Source organism: Pseudomonas sp. Bc-h, assembly GCF_002080045.1.
GTDB lineage: Bacteria > Pseudomonadota > Gammaproteobacteria > Pseudomonadales > Pseudomonadaceae > Aquipseudomonas.
Map to the genome: position 1 here is coordinate 1 of NZ_MUIN01000023.1, position 18332 is coordinate 18332.

16 protein-coding genes are annotated in these 18332 nt (G+C 58.4%); 11 read left to right on the forward strand and 5 right to left on the reverse strand.

The window, feature by feature from the left end:
- From BWR59_RS31505 to BWR59_RS31520, 3 genes are all read left to right on the forward strand, one after another.
- Window positions 1–780 (forward strand): RHS repeat-associated core domain-containing protein (locus BWR59_RS31505; protein ID WP_230982135.1); only part of this gene is annotated, 780 nt, incomplete at its 5' end.
- A 4-nt stretch (window positions 781–784) separates the two neighbouring features.
- Window positions 785–1102: a hypothetical protein gene (locus tag BWR59_RS31510; RefSeq protein WP_081569582.1), complete on the forward strand. Its 318-nt coding sequence runs from the start codon at window positions 785–787 to the stop codon at window positions 1100–1102.
- 561 nt (window positions 1103–1663) lie between these two features.
- A complete protein-coding gene (locus tag BWR59_RS31520; protein WP_081569584.1) occupies window positions 1664–2041 on the forward strand; it encodes a hypothetical protein in 378 nt (125 codons plus the stop codon).
- A gap of 205 nt (window positions 2042–2246) precedes the next feature.
- On the opposite strand, the gene acnB is transcribed toward BWR59_RS31520, so the two are convergent.
- Window positions 2247–4847 (reverse strand): bifunctional aconitate hydratase 2/2-methylisocitrate dehydratase, encoded by a 2601-nt coding sequence (gene acnB / locus BWR59_RS31525; RefSeq protein WP_081569585.1) that lies wholly within the window; start codon window positions 4845–4847, stop codon window positions 2247–2249.
- A gap of 404 nt (window positions 4848–5251) precedes the next feature.
- Between acnB and BWR59_RS31530 the strand changes: the two genes are divergently transcribed.
- Window positions 5252–5725, forward strand: coding sequence for a DUF1289 domain-containing protein (locus BWR59_RS31530; protein WP_081569586.1), 474 nt, complete (start codon window positions 5252–5254; stop codon window positions 5723–5725).
- Window positions 5726–5864: 139 nt separating this feature from the next.
- Here the strand turns inward: BWR59_RS31530 and BWR59_RS31535 are convergent, their stop codons facing one another.
- Window positions 5865–6740 carry a universal stress protein gene (locus BWR59_RS31535; RefSeq protein WP_081569587.1) on the reverse strand — a complete coding sequence of 292 codons (876 nt, stop codon included), beginning with the start codon at window positions 6738–6740 and terminating at the stop codon, window positions 5865–5867.
- Window positions 6741–6934: 194 nt separating this feature from the next.
- On the opposite strand from BWR59_RS31535, the gene miaE reads away from it, so the two are divergent.
- Window positions 6935–7540, forward strand: a complete 606-nt coding sequence (gene miaE, locus BWR59_RS31540; RefSeq protein WP_081569596.1) for a tRNA isopentenyl-2-thiomethyl-A-37 hydroxylase MiaE — start codon at window positions 6935–6937, stop codon at window positions 7538–7540.
- 42 nt (window positions 7541–7582) lie between these two features.
- Here miaE and BWR59_RS31545 read toward each other — a convergent pair whose 3' ends face one another.
- The gene (locus tag BWR59_RS31545; RefSeq protein WP_081569597.1) at window positions 7583–8254 is read right to left on the reverse strand and encodes a class I SAM-dependent methyltransferase; all 672 of its coding nucleotides are present in this window, start codon (window positions 8252–8254) and stop codon (window positions 7583–7585) included.
- Between the two features lie 305 nt (window positions 8255–8559).
- Here BWR59_RS31545 and BWR59_RS31550 point away from each other — a divergent pair, with 305 nt between their 5' ends.
- The 4 genes from BWR59_RS31550 (at window position 8560) to BWR59_RS31565 (ending at window position 13391) form a co-directional block, all read left to right on the forward strand.
- On the forward strand, window positions 8560–9033 hold the full coding sequence (locus BWR59_RS31550; protein ID WP_081569588.1) for a MarR family transcriptional regulator: 474 nt from the start codon (window positions 8560–8562) through the stop codon (window positions 9031–9033).
- On the forward strand, window positions 9030–10526 hold the full coding sequence (locus tag BWR59_RS31555) for an efflux transporter outer membrane subunit (RefSeq protein WP_081569589.1): 1497 nt from the start codon (window positions 9030–9032) through the stop codon (window positions 10524–10526). Before BWR59_RS31550 ends, BWR59_RS31555 begins: the two co-directional genes overlap by 4 nt.
- Before the next feature lie 10 nt (window positions 10527–10536).
- On the forward strand, window positions 10537–11796 hold the full coding sequence (locus BWR59_RS31560; RefSeq protein ID WP_081569590.1) for an efflux RND transporter periplasmic adaptor subunit: 1260 nt from the start codon (window positions 10537–10539) through the stop codon (window positions 11794–11796).
- 62 nt (window positions 11797–11858) lie between these two features.
- Window positions 11859–13391, forward strand: coding sequence for a DHA2 family efflux MFS transporter permease subunit (locus BWR59_RS31565; RefSeq protein ID WP_081569591.1), 1533 nt, complete (start codon window positions 11859–11861; stop codon window positions 13389–13391).
- A gap of 69 nt (window positions 13392–13460) precedes the next feature.
- Here BWR59_RS31565 and lpxH read toward each other — a convergent pair whose 3' ends face one another.
- Together lpxH and BWR59_RS31575 are read right to left on the reverse strand one after the other, a co-directional pair.
- On the reverse strand, window positions 13461–14228 hold the full coding sequence (gene lpxH / locus BWR59_RS31570; RefSeq protein WP_081569592.1) for a UDP-2,3-diacylglucosamine diphosphatase: 768 nt from the start codon (window positions 14226–14228) through the stop codon (window positions 13461–13463).
- Window positions 14225–14728, reverse strand: a complete 504-nt coding sequence (locus BWR59_RS31575) for a peptidylprolyl isomerase (protein WP_081569593.1) — start codon at window positions 14726–14728, stop codon at window positions 14225–14227. The genes lpxH and BWR59_RS31575 overlap by 4 nt, the downstream gene beginning before the upstream one ends.
- Window positions 14729–14998: 270 nt before the next feature.
- Here BWR59_RS31575 and BWR59_RS31580 point away from each other — a divergent pair, with 270 nt between their 5' ends.
- Both BWR59_RS31580 and cysS read left to right on the forward strand, forming a co-directional pair.
- The gene (locus BWR59_RS31580; RefSeq protein ID WP_081569598.1) at window positions 14999–16696 is read left to right on the forward strand and encodes a glutamine--tRNA ligase/YqeY domain fusion protein; all 1698 of its coding nucleotides are present in this window, start codon (window positions 14999–15001) and stop codon (window positions 16694–16696) included.
- A 10-nt stretch (window positions 16697–16706) separates the two neighbouring features.
- The gene (cysS, locus tag BWR59_RS31585; RefSeq protein ID WP_081569594.1) at window positions 16707–18089 is read left to right on the forward strand and encodes a cysteine--tRNA ligase; all 1383 of its coding nucleotides are present in this window, start codon (window positions 16707–16709) and stop codon (window positions 18087–18089) included.
- The last annotated feature ends 243 nt before the right edge of the window (window positions 18090–18332 follow it).

The following is an 18332-nucleotide window of genomic DNA, read 5'->3' on the forward strand; positions in this document are numbered from 1 at the left end:
CGCCCCACCGGCCGGGAAATCGGCGAAACCCGTTTTACCTGGGACGGCCTGCGCCTGCTGCACGAACAACGCTTCACCCAGACCAGCCTCTACCTCTATGCCGACGCCAGCCACGACCCCCTCGCCCGCGTCGATGGCATCGGCGAACACCAGACGGTCCGCTACTACCATAACGACCTCAACGGCCTGCCCGAACAACTCACCGAAACCGACGGCAGCGTGGTCTGGCAGGCGCGTTATCAGGTCTGGGGCAACACCCGCGAAGAAATCAGCGGCACCTCCCTGGCCGAACCACAAAACCTGAGGTTTCAAGGCCAATACCTTGATCGCGAGACCGGACTGCACTACAACACCTTCAGGTTCTACGACCCGGACGTCGGGCGGTTCACCACGCCGGACCCGATTGGTCTGCTGGGCGGGCTGAATTTATATCAGTACGCGCCGAACCCGATTGGGTGGGTGGATCCGTGGGGGTGGACGTGCGTTCGGGTGCGGCATTACACGAACAAGAAGGGTTTGGAGGGAATCAAAGAAAGTGGAGTTATTAAAGCACGAGATAATAATCTGGTTTACGTAGAGCCTGCCAGAAAAAAGCCTATGAGTGTTCGCGATGCAGAAGAAAAATACCAAATCACGAAAGGCAAAGGTTGGAACTATGTTGAGACAGATGTACCTGAAGAACTACTTACATGGAAGCTTAACCCTCGGTATCACGAGTACGAGCTGACGGTTAAAGGTGAAATAACACTAAAAAACCCCACTTTTACAAAAAGGAAATAAAACAGTGAGAAATAGCAAACAAATCGTGCTGCCCGGCGACGCAGCAGTTCAGGTCCTAATGGACATTGAATACATGTTAATCTCATTGAAAAATATTGCCCGCCATTTTTACGACAACGTTGAACACAGCGAAGACATAGACCCGATAGCATACGCTTTGGAAACCACAAGATTCATTGATGAAAATGCCATCGTTTACAAACTTGCAAAAATGAGAACTCTGATATCCGAACCATTTGAGAAGGAGCTAGATGCAGAGGAATTGGAAGAAATTGAAGAAGCTATGGAGTCTATTAAATTTTGGCAAAACCCCGGGGACTAGATTTGCACTCTGGGGGCGATATGAAGCGTCCCCTATAGCACGCTAGGTTCATGAAACAGGATTGCCAGACGCACAGTAGGTAAGAGGGAAGTACCGAGTTTATTAGGTGAATAACTAATAGTAGGTGCGGCTCAGGTGAAGCGGTTCCTAGGCCGTTTCACCACCCTAGGGCCCGATTGGGTGGGTGGATCCGTGGGGTTGGAGTTGCACTCCCGGCAAGAAAACGTCATACCAAGCTATCAATAGAAAGGATGCCTTCAAACAAGCACGGCAGGACGCCGGGATTCCAGCATCTCAACTGCCCTATGACGTCAAAAAGCCTTTCCTGGACAATGGGTACGGTGAGTACATCGTCAAAAAAGGACACATCGTGACTACGAGAGAATATTACTTCGTGAACAGTAAAGGTGAGAGGGTAATTATCCAAGACCACAGCTATGGACACCTAAAAGCAGAGCCCCACCGAGGTGCAGAACCACACCTTAACGTGAGGCCGCTCAGTAATCCCAGAACCGGGTATCTAAAAGGCACACATGGTCATTACAATTACTGAAGAAGAAGATGAATATTATCGACTGCATAGACAACAACACATTCTTGAAATCCATATTCCCCGCTGGCATCGAGGAAGGGCTGATAGGACAGTTCGGCCTTGATCAAGGACGGTTTTCCATCAATATCCACACCAAGACCAAACCGGCGAAGCCCGTCGCAAAATGGGGTGTCTGGGGCGAAGATTACGATGTAATAGTTATCGAGATGCTCGGGACTGGCCTGATGCAAATTGATATTCAAAACTGGGATAAATATGAGAGTGCTTCAATCACCTGTAAGAAAAATGAGATGGAATTACAGCTGACCTACGGAGCAAACGATTGGGCACTCAGACTGAAGTGTCGAGGGTTGGCCTTCCAGAAGTGCAGCACTTATATAGCCTAGAAAATAACCACGAGCACTGGATCATGTTCCTGCTTGGCGCAAGCCCGGTGATAACCGTTATTAATAAGCGGGCTTATGTGCCTTGAAACACTCATGATGATTAAAGCTGCCAAAAATGCTTCGAGTATCTGGGCGAAGCTCTCCCAGCATTAAGCCCATAAAAAACCCCACCGAAGTGGGGTTCTTTCAACGCTGTGTTTCGATCTTACGCTTGAACGACCGGGATATTGGCGTTCGCTGCGGCTTCACGGAACTCGGCGATCTGGTCGAAGCTCAGGTAGCGGTAGACATCGGCAGCCATGCTGTCGATCTTGCCCGCGTACTCCATGTACTCCTCGACGGTCGGCAGGCGACCCAGGATCGATGCAACGGACGCCAGCTCGGCCGAAGCCAGGTAAACGTTCGCGCCATCGCCCAGACGGTTCGGGAAGTTACGGGTCGACGTCGACACAACGGTCGAGTTCGGCTCGACACGTGCCTGGTTACCCATGCACAGCGAGCAGCCCGGCATTTCCATGCGCGCGCCAGCCTTGCCGTAGATACCGTAGTAGCCTTCCTCGGTCAGCTGGTGAGCGTCCATCTTGGTCGGCGGCGATAGCCACAGACGTGTCGGCAGCTGGCCCTTGACCTGATCCAGCAACTTGCCCGCAGCGCGGAAGTGGCCGATGTTGGTCATGCACGAACCGATGAACACTTCGTCGATCTTCTCGCCAGCAACGCTGGACAGCAGACGGGCGTCGTCCGGGTCGTTTGGCGCGCAGAGCACAGGCTCTTTGACGTCGGCCAGGTCGATCTCGATCACTTCGGCGTATTCCGCGTCAGCGTCAGCTACCAGCAACTCAGGGTTGGCGACCCAGGCTTCCATCGCCTGAGCACGACGCTCCAGAGTACGTGGGTCGCCGTAGCCTTCGCCGATCATCCAGCGCAGCAGGGTGATGTTGGACTTCAGGTACTCGGCGATCGACTCTTTCGACAGCTTGATGGTGCAACCGGCGGCAGAGCGCTCGGCCGAAGCGTCGGACAGTTCGAAGGCTTGCTCGACGGTCAGGGTTTCCAGACCTTCGATCTCCAGGATGCGGCCGGAGAAGGCGTTTTTCTTGCCTTTCTTCTCTACGGTCAGCAGGCCTTTCTGGATCGCGTAGTAAGGAATCGCATGAACCAGATCACGCAGGGTGACGCCAGGTTGCAGCTTGCCCTTGAAGCGAACCAGGATCGATTCCGGCATGTCCAGCGGCATGACGCCGGTGGCAGCGGCGAACGCGACCAGACCGGAACCGGCCGGGAACGAGATACCGATCGGGAAACGGGTGTGCGAGTCGCCACCGGTACCGACGGTGTCCGGCAGCAGCATGCGGTTCAGCCAGCTGTGGATGATGCCGTCGCCCGGACGCAGCGAAACGCCGCCACGGGTCATGATGAAGTCAGGCAGGGTGTGGTGAGTCTTGACGTCGATCGGCTTTGGATAGGCCGCGGTGTGGCAGAAGGACTGCATCACCAGATCGGTCGAGAAGCCCAGGCACGCCAGGTCTTTCAGTTCGTCACGGGTCATTGGACCTGTGGTGTCCTGAGAGCCGACGGTGGTCATCTTCGGTTCGCAGTAGGTGCCCGGACGGATACCGTCGGTGCCGCACGCCTTGCCGACCATCTTCTGCGCCAGGGTGAAACCCTTGGTGCTGGCGGCAGGAACTTCAGGCAGCTTGAACAGGGTTGAAGGCGGCAGGCCCAGCTCGGTGCGAGCCTTGCCGGTCAGGCCACGGCCGATGATCAGCGGGATACGGCCGCCAGCGCGGACTTCGTCCAGCAGGACCGGAGTCTTCAGTTCGAAAGTGGTGATCACTTCGTCGCTGTCGTGCTTGGTAACCTTGCCTTCGTATGGGTAGACGTCGATCACGTCGCCCATGTTGATGTTGGTCACATCGAATTCGATTGGCAGTGCGCCCGCATCTTCCATGGTGTTGTAGAAGATCGGAGCGATCTTGCTGCCGAAGCAGAAGCCGCCAGCGCGCTTGTTCGGGACGTAAGGAACGTCGTCGCCGAAGAACCACAGCACCGAGTTGGTCGCCGATTTACGCGAGGAACCGGTACCGACCACGTCACCGACGTAGGCGATAGGGAAACCCTGGCCGCGCATTTCTTCGATCTGCTTCATCGGGCCGATGGAGCCTTGCACGTCAGGCACGATGCCGTCGCGAGCCATTTTCAGCATGGCCAGGGCGTGCAGCGGGATGTCTGGACGGGACCAGGCGTCAGGCGCAGGGGACAGGTCATCGGTGTTGGTTTCGCCAGTGACCTTGAAGACGCGCAGGCTGATCTTGTCGGCCAGGGTCGGACGCTTCTGGAACCACTCGCCGTCAGCCCAGGACTGCAGCACGCCTTGAGCGTGTGCGTTGCCGTTCTTGGCTTTTTCAGCGACGTCGTGGAAGGCGTCGAACATCAGCAGGGTGTGTTTCAGTTGTTCTGCAGCAACCGGTGCCAGGTCGGCATCGTCCAGCAGGTCAACCATGGTCACGATGTTGTAGCCGCCCTGCATGGTGCCGAGCAGTTCTACAGCGCGTTTCTTGTCCAGCAGCGGGGAAGAGACTTCGCCCTTGGCCAGAGCGGAGAGGAAACCGGCTTTGACGTAGGCAGCTTCGTCAACGCCAGGTGGAACGCGGTTGGTGATCAGGTCAAGCAGGACAGCTTCTTCGCCAGCCGGTGGGTTTTTCAGCAGCTCGACCAGGCCTGCGGTTTGTTCGGCGTTAAGCGGCTGGGGCACGATACCCTGGGCGGCACGCTCTTCGATGTGTTTACGGTAGGCTTCAAGCACAGTATTACCCTCATCAGTGGTCCCAAATGGGTGTCCGGGACGCTCATCCGGAAAAAGTCCGCAGCCGTGCGCGTTAAAACTTTATGGGTCTTGTGGCAGGCAGCTGACGATCTCCAACAGAAGCTGTTTTCAAAGTTTTACGCCTGCATGACCGGTCTTTGGGGAGGGGACGCAGGGCGAACCTGCGTCAAACCGACTGCGGGGTGGGCTCGAGTGAGAGCCCTTACTGTGCTCGTGACGCTTTGAAAACAGCTTCCAACGGACATTGGCGCCTTAAAAGGCCCGGTGATTCTACGGCAAAAAAAAACTAAAGGTAAGTTAGACCCTACATCTTCGAGGGTGTGCCGCGTTAGACAAAGGGCTAACATGCGGACTTGTTTCGTCCGCCGTCGTGTTTTTCCGCCATGTCCAATCAAGTGATCAAGACGCCCTGCGTGGGCCTGTGTTCCACCGTTTACGGGGATCTGGTGTGCCGTGGGTGCAAGCGCTTCCACCACGAAGTGATTCACTGGAACGGCTACAACGAGGAAGAAAAACGAGCTGTCTGGCTGCGCCTGGAGCAGTTGCTGGTGCAGGTGATGACGGCAAAGGTCGAGGTGTTCGACGCTGACAAGCTGCGCCAGCAGCTTGAACAGCGCAAGATCCGCTTCGTGCCGCAGCAATCCGAGTATTGCTGGGCTTATCAGCTGATTGCCCGGGGGGCGCGGGTCATCAACCAGCTGGACGCCTACGGCATGGTAGTACTGCCGGAATTTCGCGACTGGCCGCTGCCGGATCTGCGTGATGCCATTGATCGGGAATTCTTCCTGCTGTCCGAAGCCCACTACGAGCGCTACATCGCACCGGGTTTCCTGAAGGATGCGATGGGCGGCAATTAAGCGTTTGCGAAATCTGTAGCAGCCCGGCTTGCCGGCGGCAACGATCCTGAAGACGCCACCGCTGGCAAGCCGGACTGCTCACGTAAAACTCAGGGGCAAGCGCGCTCCTACAGATAACCCCATCAATCGATAACCGCCATCAAACCCTGGCCAGTTGCTCTTCCAGGTGTTTCAGGCTTTCCTCGCTTTTGAGCACCAGCACATCGCTTTCCAGCGAATCGAGCACCACCTCGGCGGTATTGCCGATCAATGCGCCGGAAATCCCAGTGCGTCCCACCGTTCCGATCACTGTCACTGCCGCCTTCAGATGATGAGCTGTGTAAGGAATGAGCACGTCCGCAGCTCCCTCGGCGATGTGCAGGTGGGCGTCGTCGATTTCAAATTTGGTCTGGAATGCTCGGCACTGATCGCGATATCTGGCCTCAACGCTTGATGACATTTGATAGACCGGGTCGGCGGCCGAGATCATGGGGGAGGGGTGAGCGGTAATGACGTGCAGGTCGATCCCTGTCAGTTGGGAAAGGGTATCGCCGTACTGAACGATGCTGGCATGCAGCGCAGTGTGTTCACCATCAGGATTGCCCACATCGATCGCCGCCAGCACGGCCGCGCCTTTCCAGGGCCGGTCGGTTTTTACCATCAGCACCGGGCAGGGGCAGTAACGCAATAATTTCCAGTCTGCGGGCGTCAGCAGGGTGCGTTTCAATGTGCTGTCGGGAAAGTGCTGCTTGACCACCAGATCCGAGCCTTCCGCCTGCTGCACTTTGATGATGGTCTGATGAACGCTCTCATGCCATTCCTGCTCAGCAGTGACATTGAAGTCTTCTGCCTGCAGGTCCTGCTTGAGGGTCGTCAGCAGATCGGAATGGTCGAACTTAATGTCACAGATCAGCAAATGCAGGCTGGCGTTGGTCGCGTTGGCAATAAGGCAAGCCCGCCTCATGGCCAGGCTTTCGACCTTGTCGTTCTCGGCGCTGGGTTCGATGACTACCAGAATCCTGCGAATCAATTGCATGAGCTGATCTCCCTGGAGTTTTCCATGAAGTGTTCGACTGTCCGAGTCCGTCGGCCGTTCGCTGGATTAACTATAGTCGCCCGCCGCCAATCGGTACGTTGAACGGGGTCATGGCTTTCCTGACGAAGAGGCTGGTTCCGGGCGCCGAGGCCCGTATAATGCTGCGCCTTTCCTACCCAGCCATTTGTGAACCCATGCAGATCTATCCAGACGTCGACGCATTCCTGCTTTGCCCCACCCCTGATAGCTGGGTTCAAGCGGCCTTGCAGAACCTGGATATCCTGCTGATCGATCACGCGAACAATGAGAAGAAGGCCGCCGGCGCGGCGTTTCAGTTCATGTTCCAGTACAACGACAAGTTTGATTTGCTGGCCAAGATGTCGCGTCTGGCCCGTGAAGAGCTGCGTCACTTCGAGCAGGTCATCGGCATCATCAAGAAGCGTGGCATCCCGATGGCCAACATCAGTTCGGCCCGTTACGCCGGTTCACTGCGCAAGCTGGTGCGCAATCACAACCCCTACCGTCTGACCGATGCGCTGGTGGTTGGGGCGATCGTCGAGGCGCGTTCCTGTGAGCGCTTCGCCGCGCTGGTCCCGCATCTGGACGCAGACCTGTCGAAGTTCTACGCCAGCCTGTTGAAATCCGAGGCCCGGCATTTTCAGGACTATCTGAAGCTGGCCTACCTGTACGGTGACGAAGCCGACGTTGCCGCCAAGGTCGAAGAAATCCGTCTGGCCGAGCGAGAACTGATCGAAAGCCCGGATGAGGATTTCCGCTTTCATAGTGGTGTGCCGGCCTGATTACATAGTGCAACGCCCAGTCGGCGTTGCACGATCAGAGACTCAACTGATCCGTTGAATCACATAGCTGCTTTCGAAGCCCCGAACGCAGCCCAGCACATGGAAGCCCTTGAAGTAGCCAGTTGCCCTGAGCAGATCGACTGCCGGGCCGACCTCCGGGGAGTGCAGGTAATCGCCGTAGTCGTCAAACACGATGAAGCCACCGGGCACCACGCTGGGCGAGTACAGCAGGAAATCCAGCAGCACGTTGCGTCCGGCATGGCCGCCATCGATGTGCAATAGCGCGACCTTGGGGGACAGGTTGTAGAAACGCTCGGCGCACAACTCCGAATAACCTCTCAAGATATGCGCGTTCGGCAGCAGGGCATCTTTGTAGTGGCTGAACTCTTCGAACTGATTGGGCAGCTCGAACGGGTCAATTCCGATCACCCGACGCTCGCGGTTGCAGACCTCGTTCATCAGAACGAGCGACTTGCCTTTCCATACCCCGATTTCCACCACATCACCCGGTGTCCCCTCGATCAGTAGCGAGAGATAACCGAGCAGCCGCACGTGATCGTGAAATGACAGTTCGCGACGCGGCATCGCGCGTTCGGCTGGCAGTGTGGCCTGGGCTTGCTCGAAATGCGCGCCGATCAGTTCCCAGACCTGCGCAACGCTGTCGTTCAGATCCGGGTTGCTGATGAAATCGTTAAGGTCCTGGAGAGTGATCATCTGTCTCGACTGCTTCAAATGAATGTGCATGCGTGCATGGGGCACGCGCGGAGGGCGCCGTCTTTAGCGACCGGCTGATGATAGGCGTGAGGCCCCGCAAAGTAAAAGTGACGAGAACCCTGATGGCATCCGGGGTTAGATGCATCTTGTTGTGTGCGCGGGGATCGCGGCCCTCCCTCCATCCATCCGGGGCAAGCACGCTCGTCTGGAACTCTGCATTCTAAAAATTGTTTCATTGTGTGTTTGCTGCCTAGGCAGTAATATTTCACCAACTCACTGCCTAGGCAGATAATTGGTGACTATCAATGGCGCACTTTACCCCCGAAAGTTTCAATGAAAGCTTCCTCGGCATGCTGCTCGGCCGCACCGAGCAGTTGAAAAACCGCATCCTCGATAAACATCTTGAACCCCACGACGTCACGGCCCAGCAGTTCAAGGTGCTGGTGATCATCTCCAGATTCTGTGCCGACACGCCCGCCGAGTTGTGCCGGTCCTTGTCCCTGGACAGCGGTTCGATGACGCGGATGCTCGACCGTCTGGAGCAGAAGGGTTTGTTGGTCCGTACGCGCTCCGAGTCGGATCGCCGCCAGGTTCGGCTGGTGCTGACTGAAACGGGTCAGGCGCTTTCCGATCTGTTGCCGCAGGTTGGCGCGGTGGCGATGAACGAAATGGTCGGCGTGCTGGAAGACAGCGAACTGGCCACGCTGGAAAAGATCCTCACCAAGATTCTGGTTGCCTCGGCCGACTCCATCACTCTCGCCCGGTTGGCAGGAAAATGAACATTCGACCCAAGCAGGGCAATGCCTTGCGTACCTCATTAAGCCTGGTGTTTGTCGCGCTGGTCATGGCTGGCTGCGCCAATTCCAAGGGTTTGAACACCGAAACCGTCGGTATCGACGCGAACAATCTGCAAACGAGTCGAAGCCTTGATGGCGTGCAGTTGTCGCCTGCCGCGTGGCCCAAGCGCGATTGGTGGACGAGCCTGGGCGATCCGCAGCTCAACGGTTTGATCACCGAGGCGCTGCGCGACAGCCCGGATATGCAGATCGCCTCGGCGCGGACCCATCAGGCAACGGCGGCTGCCTACGCCGCCGACGCCGAGCGCATGCCGACCGTGGATGCCGATGCCAGCGTCAGCCGTTCGCGTCTGGCCCGCGATCAGGACCCGTTGGGCGAGGGCAGCCGCTACAGCACCTTGCGCAGTCTGGGTGCCAGCTTCAATTACAACTTCGATCTGTGGGGCGGCCAGCGTGCCGCCTGGGAAGCGGCACTGGGCCAGGCCCGGGCTTCCGAGATCGATCAGCGCGCCGCGCAGTTGACCCTCGCCGCCGATGTCGCCCGTGCCTATAGCGATCTTGGGCAGGCTTATATCGTGCGCGACCTGGCAGCCGACGATCTGAAACGCACGCGGCAGTTGCTGGAATTGGGCGCTCGTCGCTTCAAGTCCGGGATCGACAGCGAGTACCAATACCAGCAGACCGAAAGTCTGGAAGCGGGCTCCCGCGAGTCCTTGCTCGATGCCGAGAAAACTCTGCGTTCGGCCAAGATTTCCCTCGCGGTGCTGATGGGCAAAGGCCCGGACCGGGGGGAAGAGCTGGCGCGGCCTACCGTGCTCAAGCCCGCCGTGGTGCAGTTACCTTCGGTGGTGCCTGCCGAGCTGCTTGGTCGTCGCCCTGATCTGGTGGCGGCGCGCTGGCGGGTGGAGGCGGCGAGCAAGAACATTGAAGTCAGCAAGACCAACTTCTATCCGAACCTGAACCTCAGCGCTTCGGCGGGTGTGGAGTCGCTGCTCGGTGACGCGATGTTCGGTTCGGCCAGCCGCTTCTTCAACGTCGCGCCGACCGTGTCGCTGCCGATTTTCGATGGTGGCCGTCGTCGCGCTGATCTGGATGCCCGCGATGCCGACTATGACCTGGCGGTCGCGCAGTACAACAAGAGCCTGGTGCGCGCGTTGGGTGACGTCAGCGACAACATCGGCCAGTTGCGCTCCATCGGCAGCCAGATCGATGCCCGTCAACAAGCGACCGACGTCATTCAGAAATCCTACGACACCGTGGTTCAGCGCTACTCATCGGGGATCGGCAACTACCTCGATGTGCTGTCCGTCGAACAGCAATTGCTGCAATCGCAACGCCAACTGGCTGATCTCAACGCGGAACGAATCGATCTTTCGATCCAGTTGATGCAGGCCCTGGGGGGAGGCTTCGAAGAAAGCAAGCCCGGCGAAAACGCCGCCCCGGCCGTCCCGTCAACTGCTTCGCTGACACATTAAGGTACTCGTCATGGCCACTGCCACTCGCGAAAACAACGCAGCAACCGAACAGAAAGACAGCAACGAACAGAAAGGCACCGGCGGTCAGGGTGCACAGCCCGGTCAGCCGCAAAAGAATCCTCGCAAGCGCAAGCTGCTGCTGATAGGCCTTGCGATCGTCGTGATCCTGGCGGGTATCGGCGTTTGGGGCTGGTACGAAGTCTACGGTCGCTGGAGCGAAAGCACTGACGATGCCTACGTGAACGGCAACGTGGTGGAAATCACCCCGCAAACGACAGGCACCGTCGTCAGCATCGGTGCCGACGATGGCGATCTGGTCCGTGAAGGCCAGGTACTGGTGCAGTTCGACCCTAACGATGCCGAAGTCGCGCTGCAAAGTGCCGAAGCCAATCTGGGCAAGGTCGTGCGTCAGGTCCGTGGCTTGTACAGCAACGTCGACGGCATCAAGGCCCAATTGGCTGCCCAGCGTGCTGAGGTGAAGAGGGCCCAAGACAACTACACCCGTCGTCGCAACCTGGCAGCGGGTGGTGCGATTTCTCAGGAAGAGTTGTCCCACGCTCAGGATGACCTGACCAGCGCGCAAAATGCATTGGCCAACATTCAGCAGCAACTGGTGACCAGCACTGCGCTGGTGGACGACACCGAAGTGGCTTCGCACCCAGACGTCAAGGCTGCCGCAGCGCAGGTGCGTCAGGCATATCTCAGCAATTCGCGCAGCACGCTGATTGCGCCTGTCACCGGTTATGTCGCCAAGCGCACGGTGCAACTAGGCCAGCGCGTCCAGCCGGGCACTGCGCTGATGGCGGTCATTCCGCTGGATCAGCTGTGGATCGACGCCAACTTCAAGGAAACCCAGTTGGGCAAGATGCGCATCGGCCAGCCGGTGGACATCCAGGCTGACCTTTATGGCGGCGATGTGAAATTCAGCGGCACCGTTGACAGCGTCGGCGCCGGGACCGGTAGCGCCTTCGCCCTGCTGCCGGCGCAGAACGCCACCGGTAACTGGATCAAGATCGTGCAGCGGGTGCCGGTGCGGATTCACATCAATCCCGACGAGTTGGCGAAGAACCCGCTGCGTATCGGCCTGTCCACGGTGGTCGATGTCGACCTGCACGATCAAAGCGGTCCGGTGCTGGCGCAACAGCCTCCGAAGCAGGCGTCGTTCACCACTGACGTCTACGCCAAGCAGCTGGCCGACGCCGACACGCTGATCGCCCGCCTGATTCACGAAAACAGCGCGTCTGCCCCGGGCAAGACAGCCCAGCGCTGATTCGCCGGTCCATTCGCCCCGGCCCTTGGGTCGGCCGCATTTCGAGTGTCAAAGGATTCGCGATGAGTAACAACGCTCCCGCTTCTTTTACGCCGCCAAGCCTGTTGTTGAGCACCATCGGCCTGTCGCTGGCGACTTTCATGCAGGTGCTCGACACCACCATTGCCAACGTCGCCTTGCCGACGATTTCCGGCAACCTGGGGGTAAGTTCGGATCAGGGCACCTGGGTCATCACCTCGTTTGCGGTCAGCAACGCCATAGCGTTGCCACTGACCGGGTGGCTGAGTCGTCGATTCGGCGAGGTGAAGTTGTTCATCTGGGCGACCCTGCTGTTCGTGGTCGCCTCCTTTCTCTGTGGTATTTCGACGTCGATGCCTGAGCTGGTGGGCTTTCGCGTCGTACAGGGGCTGGTTGCCGGCCCCCTGTATCCAATGGCGCAAACCCTGCTGATCGCGGTTTATCCCCCGGCGAAAAGGGGGATGGCATTGGCACTGCTGGCGATGGTCACGGTGGCGGCCCCCATCGCAGGGCCTATTCTCGGCGGCTGGATTACCGACAGTTATTCCTGGCCATGGATTTTTTTCATCAACGTGCCCATCGGGATTTTTGCGGCGATTGTGGTTCGCACACAAATGGCGGCGCGGCCTGTGACCATCACCCGTCAACCGATGGACTATATCGGTCTGATCACGTTGATAATCGGCGTTGGCGCCTTGCAGATCGTCCTCGACAAAGGCAATGACCTGGACTGGTTCTCGTCGAACTTCATCATTACCGGCACCGTGATTTCAGCCATCGGTTTGGCTGCGTTCGTGATCTGGGAGTTGACCGATGAGCATCCGGTGGTCAATTTGCGGCTGTTTTCTTTCCGCAATTTCAGGGTCGGCACCATTTGTCTGGTGCTGGGCTATTCCGGGTTCTTCGGAATCAACCTGATCCTGCCGCAGTGGCTGCAGACGCAGATGGGCTACACGGCAACCTATGCAGGGCTGGCGGTCGCCCCGCTGGGGATCCTCCCGGTTTTGCTGTCACCGTTCGTGGGTAAATACGCGCCCAAATTCGACCTGCGCCTCTTGGCGGGATTGGCCTTCTTTGCCATCGGTCTGAGCTGTTTCATGCGTTCGAATTTCACCAGTCAGGTGGATTTCGAGCATATCGCGATGGTGCAATTGTTCATGGGGGCGGGGATCGCGTTGTTCTTCATGCCGACCTTGAGCATCCTGCTGTCGGACCTGCCGCCTTCGCAGATCGCCGACGGTTCGGGGCTGGCGACCTTCCTGCGTAACCTGGGGGGCAGTTTCGCCGCCTCGTTGACGACGTGGATCTGGATTCGCCGGGCCAACATGCACCATGCGTATCTCAGCGAAAGCGTGAACAACTACGAGCCGACCACGCGGCACGCGCTGGAAACCCTGGGTGGGGCGAGCAATCAGGCCTATGCCCAGCTGGACAGTATGGTTACCAGCCAGGCGTACATGATGTCGACGGTGGACTACTTCTACATGATGGGCTGGGCGTTCATGGCGCTGATCCTGATCATCTGGATGGCCAAACCGCCGTTTGCGGCCAAGGCTGGGCCTGGGGCAGGGCACTGATGGAGCGTGGCGTCGTTTGCGTGGACGGCGGCCCGGACACAATCCGCCTGTAGTAGTCCGGCCGGACTGCTACAGGTCGGGTGTCGTGTGGGAAGGCAACGCCAGCGGCTGTTCCGGTACAAACCCGAACGACGTCAGTTGAAAACCCTGTTCATCGACCTGCAACGCCCAGCCTTCGCGATCCCAATCCCCTAACACAATGCGCTGAGCAGTCTCGCTGCCGATCTGCAATTTGTGGATGGCCGGACGGTGAGTGTGGCCGTGGATCAGCGTCTTGACGCCGAATTCGGACATGATTCGCGGGACTTCTTCAGGCGTTACGTCAACGATATCGTTGGCTTTCATGCGGGTCTGCGCGCGGCTTTCGCTGCGCAACTTGCGCGCCAGCTTGTGGCGGGTGCTCAGGGGCAGGTGACGCAGAACCCATAAAGTCAGTGGATTGCGCAGATAGCGGCGCATGCGCATATAGGCTTCGTCGCGGGTACACAGGCTGTCGCCGTGCATCAGCAACACCGGCTCGCCGTAGAAACTCACCACGCTGGGGTCGTTCAACAGCGTGCAGCCAGCCGCCTTGCAGAAGGCTTTGCCAATCATGAAATCGCGATTGCCGTGCATCAGGAATACCTGCGTGCCGCTGTCGCTCAAGGCGCGCAGGGCTTCGCAGATCGAGCGCTGGAAGGGCGACATCGCGTCATCGCCGATCCAGGCTTCGAAAAAATCCCCGAGGATATACAGCGACTCGGCGCCACGCGCCCGGTCAGCCAGTAGATCCAGAAACGCCCGGGTAATGTCCGGGCGTTCTTCTTCCAGATGCAGATCGGAGATCAGCAGTATCACTCAACGATCTCTGCTTTCTCGATGATCACGTCGTCAGCAGGAACGTCCTGGTGGCCAGCCTTGGAAGTGGTGGCAACGCCCTTGATCTTGTCGACGATGTCCTGACCTTCGATCACTTCGCCGAATACCGCGTAGCCCCATCCCTGAACGGTCTTGGCACTGTGGTTCAGGAAGCTGTTGTCAGCGACGTTGATGAAGAACTGCGCGGAAGCCGAATGCGGTTCCATGGTGCGGGCCATGGCCACCGAGTACTTCTTGTTTGGCAGGCCGTTGTCGGCTTCGTTCTGAATGCTTGGGCGCTTGTCTTTCTTTTCTTTCATGCCCGGCTCGAAACCGCCGCCCTGGATCATGAAGTTGCCGATGACGCGGTGGAATACGGTGTTCTCGTAGTGGCCGGCGTTAACGTATTCGACGAAGTTGGCGACAGTGATCGGCGCTTTTTCGGCGTTCAGTTGCAGGACGATGTCACCGTGGCTAGTTGTCAGTTTTACTTTGGACATGTTCTAGGTCGCTCTTTTTGAATTCGTGGTTGGACGTGTCGATCGCGGCTTGTAGCGTGTTAATGGCCGGCGATTTCACCCAGGCGCGCAGTTTACAGAGGCTAGTCGGTCAACGGGAAGTTGCATTAGGTCGCAGCTTGAGATGACCGATGGTGTATCTGGGCAGTTTTGTCACTGCGCGCTGTCAGGGGCTTGACAGGTTCGGCTATGATAGGCGCTTTGATTTATTCGGCCTACCCTGGCCAAGACTGTCAGGTTTTCAAGGATCCTATGAGCAAGCCCACTCAAGACGCTGCTGCCAACACCAAGGCTGGCCCTGCAATTCCCACCAACTTCCTGCGCCCGATCGTGCAGGCTGACCTGGATTCGGGGAAGCACACCAAGATCGTGACCCGCTTCCCGCCGGAGCCCAACGGCTACCTGCACATCGGTCATGCCAAGTCGATCTGCGTCAACTTCGGGCTGGCTCAGGAATTTGGCGGCGTCACGCACCTGCGTTTCGATGACACCAACCCGGCCAAGGAAGACCAGGAATACATCGACGCGATCGAAGCCGACGTCAAATGGCTGGGTTTCGAATGGTCCGGCGAAGTGCGTTACGCCTCGCAGTATTTCGACCAGTTGCACGACTGGGCGGTCGAGCTGATCAAGTCGGGCAAGGCCTACGTCGATGACCTGACCCCGGAGCAGGCGCGCGAATACCGCGGCACCTTGACCGAGCCGGGCAAGAACAGCCCGTTCCGTGAGCGCAGCGTCGAGGAAAACCTGGACCTGTTCGCCCGCATGAAAGCCGGTGAGTTCGAAGACGGCGCCCGCGTGCTGCGCGCCAAGATCGACATGGCTTCGCCGAACATGAACCTGCGCGACCCGATCCTGTATCGCATCCGCCACGCTCATCACCATCAGACCGGTGACAAGTGGTGCATCTACCCGATCTACGACTTCACTCACGGTCAGTCGGACGCCATCGAAGGCATCACGCATTCCATCTGCACCCTGGAGTTCGAAAGCCATCGTCCGCTCTACGAATGGTTCCTCGACAACCTGCCGGTGCCGTGCAAGCCGCGCCAGTACGAGTTCTCGCGTCTGAACCTGAACTACACCATCACCAGCAAGCGCAAGCTCAAGCAACTGGTCGATGAGAAGCACGTCAATGGTTGGGACGATCCGCGCATGTCGACCCTGTCGGGCTTCCGCCGCCGTGGCTATACCCCGGCCTCGATCCGCAACTTCTGCGAAATGATCGGCACCAACCGTTCCGACGGCGTGGTCGACTTCGGCATGCTGGAATTCAGCATCCGTCAGGATCTGGACCACAACGCCCCGCGCGCCATGTGCGTGCTGCGCCCACTGAAGGTCGTGATCACCAACTACCCGCAAGACAAGGTCGATAACCTCGAACTGCCGCGTCATCCGCAGAAAGAAGAACTGGGCGTGCGCAAGCTGCCGTTCGGTCGTGAAATCTACATCGATCGCGATGACTTCATGGAAGAGCCGCCGAAGGGCTACAAGCGTCTGGAGCCAAACGGCGAAGTGCGCCTGCGTGGCAGCTACGTGATCCGTGCTGACGAAGCGATCAAGGACGCCGACGGCAACATCGTCGAGCTGCGTTGCTCGTACGATCCTGAAACCCTGGGCAAGAACCCTGAAGGCCGCAAGGTCAAGGGCGTGGTCCACTGGGTGCCGGCCGCTGAAAGCATCGAATGCGAAGTGCGTCTGTACGACCGTCTGTTCCTCTCCGCGAACCCGGAAAAGGCAGAAGAGGGCCAGACCTTCCTGGACAACATCAACCCAGGCTCCCTGCAGGTCCTGACCGGTTGTCGGGCTGAACCATCCTTGGGTGAAGCTCAGCCGGAAGACCGTTTCCAGTTCGAACGCGAAGGTTATTTCTGCGCGGATCTGAAGGACTCGAAACCAGGTCATCCGGTATTTAACCGGACTGTGACTCTCCGCGATTCGTGGAGCTAAGGTAGGAAACGTGCTCTCTATCTACAACACGCTCACCAAGAGCAAAGAAGTCTTCAAACCGCTGGATGGCAACAAGGTGCGTATGTATGTCTGCGGCATGACCGTGTACGACTACTGCCACCTGGGCCACGGCCGCAGCATGGTGGCCTTTGACCTGGTCACCCGCTGGCTGCGTTTCAGTGGCTATGACCTGACCTACGTGCGCAACATCACCGACATCGACGACAAGATCATCAACCGCGCCCGTGAAAACGGTGAAGCGTTCGATGCCCTGACCGCGCGCATGATCGATGCGATGCACGAAGACGAAGCGCGCCTGAACATCCTCAAGCCGGACATGGAGCCGCGGGCCACCGACTACATCGCTGGCATGCACGCCATGATCCAGAGCCTGATCGACAAGGGCTACGCCTACGCACCGGGCAACGGCGACGTGTACTACCGCGTCGGCAAGTTCCTGGGTTACGGCAAGCTCTCGCGCAAGAAGATCGAAGATTTGCGCATCGGTGCGCGGATCGAGGTCGACGAATCGAAAGACGATCCGCTGGATTTCGTGCTGTGGAAAGGCGTCAAGCCGGGCGAGCCAAGTTGGGAGTCGCCGTGGGGTGCGGGGCGTCCTGGCTGGCACATTGAGTGCTCGGTGATGTCCACCTGCTGCCTGGGTGAGACCTTCGACATTCATGGTGGCGGCAGTGATCTGGAATTCCCGCACCATGAAAACGAAATCGCCCAGAGCGAAGCAGCCACGGGCAAGACCTACGCCAATGCCTGGATGCATTGCGGCATGATCCGCATCAATGGCGAGAAGATGTCCAAGTCCTTGAACAACTTCTTCACCATTCGCGACGTGCTGGATAAATACCATCCGGAAGTGGTGCGTTATCTGTTGGTGTCGAGCCACTACCGCAGCGCGATCAACTACTCCGAAGACAGCCTGAAAGAGTCGAAGGGCGCGCTGGAGCGCTTCTACCACGCGCTTAAAGGCCTGCCGACGAGCGAGCCTTTGGGAGGCGAGGCGTTCGTCGAGCGTTTCTCGGCGGCAATGAACGACGACTTCGGCACGCCGGAAGCCTGTGCGGTGCTGTTCGAGATGGTCCGCGAGATCAACCGCCTGCGTGACAGCGATGTTGCGGCAGCGGCCGGTCTGGCGGCGCGTCTCAAGCAACTGGCCAGTGTGCTGGGTGTGTTGCAGCTCGAAGCCGACGACTTCTTGCGCGCTGGCGCGGAAGGGCGGGTCGATGCGGCAGAAGTTGAGGCGTTGATTGCAGCGCGTCTGCAGGCTCGCGCCGACAAGAACTGGGGCGAATCCGACCGCATCCGCGACCAGCTCACCGCCATGGGTGTGGTGCTGGAAGACGGAAAGGGCGCGACGACGTGGCGTTTGGCGGATTGATCTGATTGATCGTTCTCACCTCCCTTTGGGGGAACGATCAACGCTGAGCGCGCGGTGTGTCAGCCACACCGCTTTCGCTGCCGTCGTGACCTCCGGCGTCTCCCACAGTTATTGCGCCATGGCAGAGTCACGGATCGACTGTTGTTCCGTGTCAGCATCTTTAAGTCGACACAAACCCTGTGGGAGCTGCTGGAGCTGTGCGACAGCCGCGATTGCGGTGTGTCAGGCAGACCGCTTTCGCTG

Coding starts and splice junctions, on each gene's coding strand:
- BWR59_RS31520 (WP_081569584.1), top strand. CDS start 1,664: ATGAATATTATCGACTGCATAGACAACAACACATTCTTGAAATCCATA.
- BWR59_RS31530 (WP_081569586.1), top strand. CDS start 5,252: ATGTCCAATCAAGTGATCAAGACGCCCTGCGTGGGCCTGTGTTCCACC.
- BWR59_RS31535 (WP_081569587.1), bottom strand. CDS start 6,740: ATGCAATTGATTCGCAGGATTCTGGTAGTCATCGAACCCAGCGCCGAG.
- miaE (WP_081569596.1), top strand. CDS start 6,935: ATGCAGATCTATCCAGACGTCGACGCATTCCTGCTTTGCCCCACCCCT.
- BWR59_RS31545 (WP_081569597.1), bottom strand. CDS start 8,254: ATGATCACTCTCCAGGACCTTAACGATTTCATCAGCAACCCGGATCTG.
- BWR59_RS31550 (WP_081569588.1), top strand. CDS start 8,560: ATGGCGCACTTTACCCCCGAAAGTTTCAATGAAAGCTTCCTCGGCATG.
- BWR59_RS31555 (WP_081569589.1), top strand. CDS start 9,030: ATGAACATTCGACCCAAGCAGGGCAATGCCTTGCGTACCTCATTAAGC.
- BWR59_RS31560 (WP_081569590.1), top strand. CDS start 10,537: ATGGCCACTGCCACTCGCGAAAACAACGCAGCAACCGAACAGAAAGAC.
- BWR59_RS31565 (WP_081569591.1), top strand. CDS start 11,859: ATGAGTAACAACGCTCCCGCTTCTTTTACGCCGCCAAGCCTGTTGTTG.
- BWR59_RS31575 (WP_081569593.1), bottom strand. CDS start 14,728: ATGTCCAAAGTAAAACTGACAACTAGCCACGGTGACATCGTCCTGCAA.
- BWR59_RS31580 (WP_081569598.1), top strand. CDS start 14,999: ATGAGCAAGCCCACTCAAGACGCTGCTGCCAACACCAAGGCTGGCCCT.